This window comes from Actinomadura sp. B10D3 (genome assembly GCF_039871695.1).
Lineage (GTDB): Bacteria > Actinomycetota > Actinomycetes > Streptosporangiales > Streptosporangiaceae > Spirillospora > Spirillospora madurae.
Genome location: NZ_JBDPLY010000005.1, coordinates 215,769 through 226,392, shown reverse-complemented (window position 1 = coordinate 226,392; position 10,624 = coordinate 215,769). Strand labels below are relative to the sequence as shown.

The 10,624-nt window shown below is 75.1% G+C and carries 7 protein-coding genes; 5 read left to right on the top strand and 2 right to left on the bottom strand.

Translation table 11 applies throughout. The features are described from left to right. Positions 1-27 precede the first annotated feature (27 nt). The 3 genes from ABGB11_RS11770 (at position 28) to ABGB11_RS11760 (ending at position 4,520) form a co-directional block, all read left to right on the top strand. Positions 28-3,072, top strand: coding sequence for an FAD-linked oxidase C-terminal domain-containing protein (locus ABGB11_RS11770; RefSeq protein ID WP_347631778.1), 3,045 nt, complete (start codon positions 28-30; stop codon positions 3,070-3,072). Between the two features lie 175 nt (positions 3,073-3,247). Continuing rightward, positions 3,248-3,727 carry a MarR family transcriptional regulator gene (locus ABGB11_RS11765; RefSeq protein ID WP_347631776.1) on the top strand — a complete coding sequence of 160 codons (480 nt, stop codon included), beginning with the start codon at positions 3,248-3,250 and terminating at the stop codon, positions 3,725-3,727. Positions 3,728-3,812: 85 nt separating this feature from the next. Further along, on the top strand, positions 3,813-4,520 hold the full coding sequence (locus ABGB11_RS11760; protein ID WP_347631774.1) for a DUF4142 domain-containing protein: 708 nt from the start codon (positions 3,813-3,815) through the stop codon (positions 4,518-4,520). Between the two features lie 6 nt (positions 4,521-4,526). Here the strand turns inward: ABGB11_RS11760 and ABGB11_RS11755 are convergent, their stop codons facing one another. After that, on the bottom strand, positions 4,527-5,390 hold the full coding sequence (locus ABGB11_RS11755; protein ID WP_347631772.1) for an NAD-dependent protein deacetylase: 864 nt from the start codon (positions 5,388-5,390) through the stop codon (positions 4,527-4,529). Then, a complete protein-coding gene (locus tag ABGB11_RS11750; protein ID WP_347631770.1) occupies positions 5,383-6,375 on the bottom strand; it encodes a DUF3068 domain-containing protein in 993 nt (330 codons plus the stop codon). Before ABGB11_RS11750 ends, ABGB11_RS11755 begins: the two co-directional genes overlap by 8 nt. A 220-nt stretch (positions 6,376-6,595) precedes the next feature. Here ABGB11_RS11750 and nirB point away from each other — a divergent pair, with 220 nt between their 5' ends. Together nirB and ABGB11_RS11740 are read left to right on the top strand one after the other, a co-directional pair. Further along, entirely contained in the window at positions 6,596-9,097 is a 2,502-nt protein-coding gene (gene nirB / locus ABGB11_RS11745) for a nitrite reductase large subunit NirB (protein ID WP_347631769.1), read from the top strand. Further along, positions 9,094-10,608 (top strand): FAD-dependent oxidoreductase, encoded by a 1,515-nt coding sequence (locus tag ABGB11_RS11740; protein WP_347631768.1) that lies wholly within the window; start codon positions 9,094-9,096, stop codon positions 10,606-10,608. The genes nirB and ABGB11_RS11740 overlap by 4 nt, the downstream gene beginning before the upstream one ends. Positions 10,609-10,624: the final 16 nt, after the last annotated feature.

Sequence of the window (10,624 nt, the reverse complement as noted above, 5' to 3'; positions counted from 1 at the left end):
CCGAGGAGCCCGGGTAGTCGTACCGCCATGGCGGTTTCGGTGAAGAAGACCAGGAGGGACCGGCGGCGCGCGGGCGCGACCGCCCGCGGAACGGACGGCCTGCGGCGCGCGCTCGCCGAGAGGGTCGACGGCGAGATCCGGTTCGATCCCGGATCACGCGCCGCCTACTCCCACGACGCGTCCAACTACCGGCGGCCCCCCATCGGGGTGGTGGTACCGAGAACGGTCGAGGCCGGCGCCGAGACCGTCCGGGTCTGCGCCGAGCACGACGTGCCCGTCTTGTCGCGCGGCGGCGGGACGAGCCTGGCCGGACAGTGCGTCAACGAGGCCGTCGTCATCGACTGGTCCAAGTACTGCCACCGCCTGCTCTCGGTGGACCCGGACGCGCGCCGCGCCGTCGTGGAGCCCGGCGCCTGCCTGGACGACCTCAACGACGAACTGTCCGCGCACGGCCTCATGGTCGGGCCCAAGCCGTCCACCCACGACACCTGCACGATCGGCGGGATGATCGGCAACAACTCCTGCGGCGCGTCCGCGCAGGCGTACGGGAAGACGGCCGACTCCGTCGCCCGGCTGGAAGTGCTCACCTACGACGGGCTGCGCATGTGGGTCGGGGAGACCTCCGACGAGGATTACGAGGCCGTCCAGGCCGCGGGCGGGCGCCGCGCCGAGATCTACCGGGCGCTGCGCGCCCTGCGCGACGACGGCATGGAGCTCGTCCGCACCCGCTACCCCGACATCCCCCGCCGCGTGTCCGGCTACAACCTCGACGCGCTGCTGCCCGAGAAGCACTTCGACGTGGCCCGCGCCCTCGTCGGCTCGGAGGGCACGCTGGTCACCGTGCTGCGCGCCGAGATCCGCCTCGTGCCGGTCCCCGCGCACGAGGCGCTCGTCGTCCTCGGCTACGACGACATCGCCGCCGCCGGCGACGCCGTCCCCCGCGTCCTGCCGTCCCGGCCGCTCGCCCTGGAGGGCATGGACGACACCCTCCTCGACCTCGCCGAACAGGACCACCTCGCCGGCCCCGACGTGCTGGCCGAGATGCCCGAAGGCGCCGGCTGGCTCATGGTCCGCCTCGGCGGCGGCACCCGGGACGAGGTGGACGAGCGGGCCCGCGCCCTGATCCGGGACATGCGGAGCGGGCCGAACCCGCCGCGCTGCGGCTTCCTGCACGACCCCGCCGAGGAGGAGCGGCTCTGGAGGGTCCGCGAGGCCGGGCTCGGCGCGACCGCCTACCCGCCCGGGCACCCCGACACCCACGAGGGCTGGGAGGACGCCGCCGTCCCGCCCGACCGGCTCGGCGACTACCTGCGCGACTTCCGCGCCCTCATCCGCGAGTTCCGCTACGACCCCGTCGCCCTCTACGGGCACTTCGGGCAGGGCTGCGTGCACACCCGCATCCCGTTCGACCTGGCGGACCAGTCCGGCGCCGCGCGGTACCGGGAGTTCGCCGGGCGCGCCGCCCGCCTCGTCGCCTCCTACGGCGGCTCCCTGTCCGGCGAGCACGGCGACGGCCAGTCCCGCGGCGAACTGCTGCCGGTCATGTTCGGCGCGGAGGTGGTCCGGCTCTTCGAGCGCCTCAAGGCGATCTTCGATCCGGGCGACCGGATGAACCCCGGCAAGATCGTCCACCCGTACCGGCTCGACGAGAACCTCGACCGCCTCGCCTACCACCCGGCCGAGCCGGACACGCACTTCTCCTTCCCCGGCGACCGCCACCGGTTCACCCACGCCGCCGCCCGCTGCGTCGGCATCGGCAGGTGCCGGGCGTCGTCGGGCGGGGTGATGTGCCCCAGCTACCGGGTCACGGGGGAGGAGGAGCACTCCACCCGCGGCCGGGCCCGCGTCCTCATGGAGATGATGCGCGGCATGCCCGGCGGCGCCCCGCCCGGGGACGGCCTGCCGGACCCGTCCGCGCCCGGACCGGCCGGCGCCGCCGTCATCACCGCCGGGTGGCGGTCCGAGCACGTCCGCGACGCCCTCGACCTGTGCCTGGCCTGCAAGGGATGCCGCAGCGACTGCCCCGTCAACGTGGACATGGCCACCTACAAGGCCGAGTTCCTCGCCCACCACTACCGGCACCGGATCCGGCCGCCCGCGCACTACACCATGGGCTGGCTGCCGGTGTGGGCCCGGATCGCCGCGCTCGCGCCCGGCGCCGCCAACACCGCGCTGCACCTGCCCGTCCTGGCCGGGATCGGCAAACGGGCCGGCGGCATCGACCCGCGCCGCGACCTGCCCCGCTTCGCCCGCCGCCGGTTCACCGACCGGTTCAAGGACCGCCCACCGCGCCGCGGCGGCGGCCGGCGCGTCGTCCTGTGGCCCGACACCTTCACCGACGCCTTCCACCCCCACATCGGCGAGGCCGCCGTCCGCGTCCTGGAGGCCGCCGGATACCGGGTCGAGGTACCGCCCGTCCCGCTGTGCTGCGGCCTGACCTGGATCTCCACCGGGCAGTTCGGCGTCGCCGCCCGCGTCCTGCGGCGCACCGTCCGCGCGCTCGCGCCCCGGCTGCGCGAGGGCGTCCCCGTCGTCGGGCTGGAGCCCAGCTGCACCGCCGTGTTCCGCGCCGACGCCCCCGAGCTGATGGAGGGCGACCCCCTGGAGGACGACGTGCGACGGCTGCGGGACCAGACCAGGACCCTCGCCGAACTGCTCGACGAGCACCAGCGCGAGACCGGCGGCGCCTCGCCCCTCGCGTCCCACGATGTCGTCGCCGGGCTCGACACCCCCCGGGTGCGCGCGATCGCCCAGCCGCACTGCCACCAGCACGCGATCATGGGCTTCGGCGCCGACCGCCGCGTCCTGTCCCGCGCCGGCGTCGAGGTGGCGGTCCTCGACGCCGGATGCTGCGGGCTCGCAGGAAATTTCGGCTTCGAGGCGGGCCACTACGAAACCTCCACGGCCATCGCCGAGCAGGGCGTGTGGACAGCCGTGCGGGACGCCGCCCCCGGGACGGCCGTCCTCGCCGACGGATTCTCCTGCCGGACCCAGATCGAGGCGGGCACCGCCGCCCGCCCCCGCCACCTCGCCGAGCTCCTCGCCGGCCTGCTGCCGGAGGACGGCCGGTGACCGCGCTCGCCGCGTCCGCCTCCACCGTCCCCACCGACGCGCCCGAGGCCGACGGCACGCCGGCGTGGGACTCCACCACGCTCCTGCTCGCCGAGGCGGGGCCTGACCCGCCATTGACTGGAGCGTTCCGTGGAGGGGTTGGCGCCCACCCGTCCCGGCGTTGTAGAAAGTCGTCATGAGCGAGCGGGCGGACGACGGCGTCGACGAGGTCACCTCGGCGCTGCTGACCGCGTCCCGGCTGCTGGTGGCCATCTCCGTGCGCTCCCTGGCCGCCGTGGAGGACGCCGTCACGCTGCCGCAGTTCCGGCTCCTGGTCGTGCTGTCCTCGCAGGGGCCGGCCAAGCTCGTCACGCTCGCCGGGCTGCTGGAGGTGAACCCGTCCACCGCGATGCGGATGGTGGACCGGCTCGTCGCCGCCGGGCTGGTGGACCGGCAGGCCAGCCCCGACAGCGGCCGCGAGATCCGCATCCAGCTCACCGCCGCCGGGCGCGCCATCGTCGACGACGTGACCGCCCGCCGCCGCGCCGACATCGCCGAGGTCGTGTCGCGGATGCCCGCCGACCAGCGGCACGTCCTCGTCGAGGCCCTGCGCGCCTTCACCGACGCCGGCGGCGAACCCCGCGTGCCCACCCTCGTCCAGCTCGGCTGGACCTGACCGCCCCGCGGTGAACCTTCGGGCCCGGACGCGCGTACCGCTGCGTAACGCCCGAACTCTCGACCGATCCGAAAGGCGGCCGCCGATGCGCACCCCCCGACCGGCCATCGCGGCGAGCGGCCTCGTCGCGGCGCTGCTGCTCGGCGCCTGCACGCCGGTGGGGCGCCAGGCGACCGACGGCGGTGCGGTGGCGCCCCAGGCCGACAACGGCGACGAGGCCCAGTCCACCGTCAACACCCGCTTCGGCCCGCTCGGCCCCGCCGACCGCGCCCTCATCGTGTCGATCCGGCAGGCCGCGCTCTGGGAGATCCCCGTCGCCCGGGACGCCCAGCGCCGCGCCGCCCGGACCGCCACCCGCCGCAATCTCGCCGAGATCGCCCGCCGCCATGTCCGGCTCGACACGCTGGACCGCACCGTCGCCGCCCGGCTGAACGTCCCGCTGCCGAACCAGCCCACCCCCGACCAGCAGAGCTGGATGTCGGAGATCAGCGGCAAGTCCGGCAACGAGTACGACCGCACGGCCGTCGCCCGGATGCGGACCGCGCAGGGCCAGACCTACGCGATGATCGGCGCGGTCCGCGGCAGCACCCGCAACACCCTCATGCGGACGTTCGCCGAGCAGGCCGAGCCGTTCGTCCGCGCCAACCTCAAGTTCCTGGAGGGCACCGGCTTCGTCACCGGCGACACGCTGCCCGACCCGCCGCGGGTCACCGACGCGCCGCCGCCCGGCAACCAGGGCCGTCCGGCGAGCCCCGCGCCGCCGGTCACCACCGTCCTCGGCGGCGGCCGGTAGCGGGCGCTAGGCGTCCAGCTCGCCCAGCAGGGCGCCGAGGGCCGCGCCGAGCGGCGCGTCGAGGGTGACCAGGGCGTGCCCGTCGCCGCGGGTCGCGCCCCGGTTGACGATCGCGACCGGGACGCCGTGCCGCGCCGCGTGCCGGACGAACCGGTACCCCGACAGCACCGTCAGCGACGAGCCGAGCACCAGCAGCGCCCCCGCCCGCTCGGTCAGGGCGTAGCAGTCGCGAACGCGGGCCGGCGGCACGTTCTCCCCGAAGAAGATCACGTCCGGTTTGAGCGGGCCGCCGCACCGCTCGCAGCCCACGAGGCGGAACTGCTCGACCGCCGCGTCGGCGAGGACGGCGTCGCCGTCGGGATTGACCGCCTCGGGGGAGACCGCCGCCACCCGCTCCTCCCAGCCCGGGTTGGCCGCGCGCAGCCGCTCCTCCAGCCGGGTGCGCGGGGTCCGCTCGCCGCAGGACAGGCACACCACCCGGTCCAGGGCGCCGTGCAACTCGATCACGCCGTCCGCCCCGGCGGCCTGCTGCAGCCCGTCGACGTTCTGCGTGATGATCCCGGCCAGCAGCCCCCGCCGCTGCAGCGCGGCGACCGCCCGGTGCCCGGCGTTCGGGCGCGCCCGCGCGATGTGCCGCCACCCGAGATGGCTCCGCGCCCAGTAGCGGCGGCGCGCCGCCTCGCTCCCGGTGAACGCCTGGTAGGTCATCGGCTCCGCGCGCCGGCGCCGCCCCGTCTCCCCACGGTAGTCGGGAATGCCCGACTCGGTCGACAGGCCCGCGCCGCTCAGCACCACCACGTCGCCGTCAGAGACGAGGTCGGCCAGCACCCGCAGGCGGGTCCCCGTCCCGTCCTCAGCAACCTCAGTCACCACTCCATGGTGCACGACCGGGACGGGCGGCCGAGCGCCGGGCCGTACCGCGCCGGCCCCGCTCCCGCCCGCCCCGCAGGGTGAGCGGCAGGCCCGCCACGGCGAGCAGCAGGCCGGCCCCGCCCGCGGCGAGCGGCCCCGCGGTCTCCAGCAGGCGGATCTTCTGCGCGCCGTCCTCCGACCTGCCGATCAGCGCCTTGCGCGACTCCGGCGTCATCCGCAGGGTCAGGTCGGCGACCACCAGGCGGCCGGGGCCCTCCTTCGGGCGGAGCGTCGACAGCACCCGCTGCCGCTGGTCGATCGGCGCGCCCGTGCGCGGATCGACCCAGTAGGTGGCCTCGGCCTGGTAGTAGCGGTCCACCGGCACCGCCGCGCCGCCCGCGCGGCGCCCGAGGAGCTCGCCCGGCACCGGCGGCAGCTCACCGGCCACCTTCGTCTCCGGGATGCGCGCCACGAAGCGGTAGGCGGCCACGCCCGCGACGCGCTCCTCCCCGTCGAAGGCGACCGGCCAGGTGCGCCGCGTCGCCGGGTCGAACAGCTCCAGGCCCCGCCTGCGGACGTCCACCGGCCAGAACAGGCCGATCCCCGACATGCGCACCCCGGTGTCGCCCTGCACCGCCGCGCCGCAGCAGTTCCGCAGCTCCCCGGTGCGCCGGTCGAAGGCGTAGCGCTGCTTCTGGATCTCGATCGTGGTGCCGCGGCCGACGTCCTGGACGATCGTCGTGGTGTCCCAGACGGCGACCCCGTCATGGGTGGAGCCCGGATCGCCCCGGACCGTGTTGGTGGCCACCACCGTGGCGCCCGAGCGCGGCGTGGCCGACGCCGCGTCCAGGTAGGAGGCGTTCTCGGCCCTCAGCCGCGTCACCTGGTACAGGTCCGGCGGCGCGCCGATCAGCGTCGGGGCCACGTAGAACCGGGTGAGGACGGCGGCGGCGAGGAGGAACACGCCGAGGCCGACGAGGGACGCACCGATGATCCGTCGCACTGCCCTGCCCTTCATCATCCGACCTTCTCGTACAGAACCCCCGAAGGGAACGAATCCGGCGCACGACTTCTCCGCGGCCGTGCGCCCGCCCCGGCCGGCCGGTCCACGACCCGCCCCCGTCCGGCCCGCCTGGCGGGCGGGACCGGAGTGAGCGCCAGTTAACGTGTGGGTGACATCCGGGATCCATATGGGAAATACGGGCCGCCGAGGATCGGGGCTCATGGGAGCCGACAGCAAACCGGACAAACGGCTGGTCGTGGCGGGCCACGGACCGGCCGCGCACCGCCTGGTGGAGGCCCTGCGCGAGCGCGACGCCGCCGGGACGTGGACGATCACCGTGATCGGCGAGGAGCCGCGCCCCGCCTACGACCGGGTCGCGCTGACGACCCACCTGGAGGGCGCCGACCTGGCCTACCCGGCGCACGGCGGCGAGGTCGCCGTGCGCACCGGCGAGAAGGTCACCTGCATCGACCGCGCGGCCCGCATCGTCACCACCTCGGCCGGACGCGAGGAGCCCTACGACGCGCTCGTCCTCGCCACCGGGTCGGCGCCGTTCGTGCCGCCCGTCGAGGGCCGGGACCTGCCCGGCGTGTTCGTCTACCGCACCATCGACGACCTGGACGCCATCCGCGAGTACGCCCAGGGCAAGACCACCGGCGCCGTCATCGGCGGCGGGCTGCTCGGCCTGGAGGCGGCCCGCGCCCTGCAGGGCCTCGGCCTGCGCAGCGGCGTCGTCGAGGTCGCGCCGTGGCTGATGCCCCGCCAGCTCGACGAGGGCGGCGGCGCGATGCTGCGCCGCCACATCGAGGCCCTCGGCATGGCCGTCCACGCCGGCACCCCGATGCGCGCCCTGGAGGCCGGCGACGGCGACGCGGTCCGCCGCGTCGTCCTCGACGGCGGCGCGGAGATCGACGCCGAGGTCGTGGTGTTCTCCGCCGGCATCCGCCCTCGCGACGAGCTGGCCCGCGGCAGCGGGCTGCCGGTCGGGGAGCGCGGCGGGATCGTGGTGGACGCCTCCTGCCGCACCGAGGACCCCGCCATCTGGGCGATCGGCGAGTGCGCCCTCGTCGGCGGCGCCGTCCACGGGCTCGTCGGGCCCTGCTTCTCCATGGCCGAGGTCGTCGCCGACCGGCTGCTGTCGGACGCCAGCACCGCGGTCTTCGAGGGCGCCGACATGTCGACCAAGCTCAAGCTGATGGGCGTGGACGTCGCCAGCTTCGGCGACCCGTTCGCCGGCCCGGAGCAGGGCGCGCTCGGCGTCACCTACACCGACCCCGTCGCCGGCGTCTACAAGAGGCTCCTCGTCAGCGACGACGCGCAGACCCTGCTCGGCGGCGTCCTCGTCGGCGGCGCCGAATCGTACGGGACCCTGCGCGCCTACGTCGGCGGCAGCCTGCCCGGCCCGCCCGAGCAGATGCTTTTCGGCGGGACCGAGACCGCGGGCGGCGACCTGCCCGGCGCCACCGTGATCTGCTCCTGCAACAACGTCACCGCCGAGGGCATCCGCTGCGCGATCGCCGACCACTCCCTCACCGACGTCCCCGGCGTCAAGGACCGCACCCGCGCCGGGACGAGCTGCGGCAGCTGCGTCCCCCTCGTCAAGCGGATCCTGGACGCCGAGCTCACCGCCGCCGGCATCGAGGTCAGCAAGGCCCTCTGCGAGCACTTCGACTACAGCCGCGCCGAGCTGTTCGACATCGTCCGCGCCGGACAGGTCACGAGCTTCACCCAGCTCGTCGAGGAGCACGGCACCGGCCGCGGCTGCGACATCTGCAAGCCCGCCGTCGCCTCCATCCTCGCCAGCCTCGGCAACGGCCACATCCTGGAGGGCGAGCAGGCCGCCCTGCAGGACACCAACGACCACTTCCTGGCGAACCTGCAGAAGAACGGCACCTACTCGGTCGTCCCGCGCGTCCCCGGCGGGGAGATCACCCCCGACAAGCTCATCGTGATCGGCGAGGTCGCCCGCGACTTCGGCCTCTACACAAAGATCACCGGCGGGCAGCGGATCGACCTGTTCGGCGCGCGCGTCGAGCAGCTCCCCGGGATCTGGCGGCGGCTCGTCGACGCCGGGTTCGAGTCCGGGCACGCCTACGGCAAGGCCCTGCGGACGGTGAAGTCGTGCGTCGGATCCACCTGGTGCCGCTACGGCGTCCAGGACTCCGCCGCCATGGCGATCCGCCTGGAACTGCGGTACCGGGGGCTGCGCGCCCCCCACAAGCTGAAGTCCGCCGTGTCCGGATGCGCCCGCGAGTGCGCCGAGGCGCAGAGCAAGGACTTCGGCGTCATCGCCACCGAGAACGGCTGGAACCTCTACCTCGGCGGGAACGGCGGCATGCGGCCCCGGCACGCCGACCTGTTCGCCACCGACCTCACCGACGACGAGCTGATCACCTACATCGACCGGTTCCTGATGTTCTACATCCGCACCGCCGACCGGCTGCAGCGCACCGCGAGCTGGCTGGAGGCCCTCGACGGCGGCCTGGACTACCTCCGCGAGGTCATCGTCGACGACCGGCTCGGCATCTGCGCCGACCTCGACGCCGCCATGGAGCGCCACGTCGCCGCCTACTCCGACGAATGGCGCGACACCCTGGACGACCCCGACCGGCTCGGCCGGTTCGTCTCCTTCGTCAACGCCCCCCAGACCCCCGACCCGAGCATCGCCTTCGCGGTCGAGCGCGACCAGATCAAGCCCCTTCCCCTGGAGGTGAAGCGGTGAGCACCGCAGCCGAGGCGGGCCGCGGCATCGTCGTCGTCGGCAACGGCATGGCCGGCTCGCGGTTCGTCGGCGAACTGCGCGCCCGCGACGCCGCGACCCCGGTCACGGTGTTCGGCGCCGAGCGGCAGCGCCCCTACAACCGGGTCCTGCTGTCCAACGTCCTCGCCGGAAAGACCCGCCCCGACCACATCAGCCTCGTCGACACCGCCTGGTACGCCTCGCACGGCGTGGACGCCCGGCTCGGCGTCGAGGTCACCCGCATCGACCGCGAGGCCCGCACCGTCCACGCCTCCGACGGCACCGTCACCCCCTACGCCACCCTCGTCCTCGCGACCGGCAGCACCGCGTTCATCCCGCCGATGCCCGGCCTCGAGGACGGCCTGCCGCAGGGCGCGCTGGTGTTCCGCACCCTCGACGACTGCCGCCGCATCTCCGACCTGGCCGACTCCGCGCGGCACGCGGTCGTCGTCGGCGGCGGCCTGCTCGGCATCGAGGCCGCCCGCGGGCTGGTGGGCCGCGGGCTGGAGGTGACCGTCCTGCACCTCGCCGGCCACCTCATGGAGCGCCAGCTCGACCCCGCCGCCGGCAAGGTCCTCGCCCGCACCCTCGCCGCCCTCGGCATCGGCACCCGCCTGCAGGCCGACGTCGCCGCGCTGCGCACCGCCGGCGGCGTCGTGACCGGCGTCGAGCTGGCCCTGCCCGCCGGCGGCACGGAGGTCATCGGCACCGACCTGGTGATCCTGTCGTGCGGCGTCCGACCGGAGGTGTCCCTGGCCCGCGACGCCGGCCTCGCGATCGGCCGCGCCGTGATCGTCGACGACGAGCTGCGCTCGGTCACCGACCCGTCCGTCCGCGCCATCGGCGAGTGCTCCGAGCACCGCGACGAGGTCTACGGGCTGGTCGCGCCCGCCTGGGAGCAGGCGGGCGTGCTCGCCGGGCTGCTCGCCGGCACCGACCCCGGCGCCCGCTTCACCGGCGCCCGCCGGATCACCCGCCTCAAGGCCGCCGGGATCGAGCTGGCGTCGATGGGGGAGACCCACTTCGGCGACGATGACGACGACGTCGAGGTCGTCCGCTTCACCGACTCCGCCCGCGGCACCTACAAGAAGGCCGTCATCCGCGACGGCCGGCTGATCGGCGCGATCCTGCTCGGCGAGACCTCCACCGCCGGCACCCTCACCCAGCTCTACGACCGGGCCGCGCCGCTGCCCGCCGAGCGCCTCGGCCTGCTGTTCCCCGGCGTCGGCGCCGCCGCCGAGGCCGAGTCGCCGCTGCGGATGCCCGACGCCGCGACCGTCTGCCAGTGCAACAACGTCAGCAAGGGCCAGATCCGCGCCTGCTGGCAGGCCGGCGCCCGCACCGCCGCCGACGTCGCCCGCGAGACCCGGGCGAGCACCGGCTGCGGGAGCTGCCGCGGCGCCGTCGAGGGCATCGTCGCCTGGCTCGACGAGCAGGACTCGGTGGACGCCCAGGACCCGGCGGGCACCCGGGACTCGATGGACGCCGCCTGACACGGCGCGGGTAGGC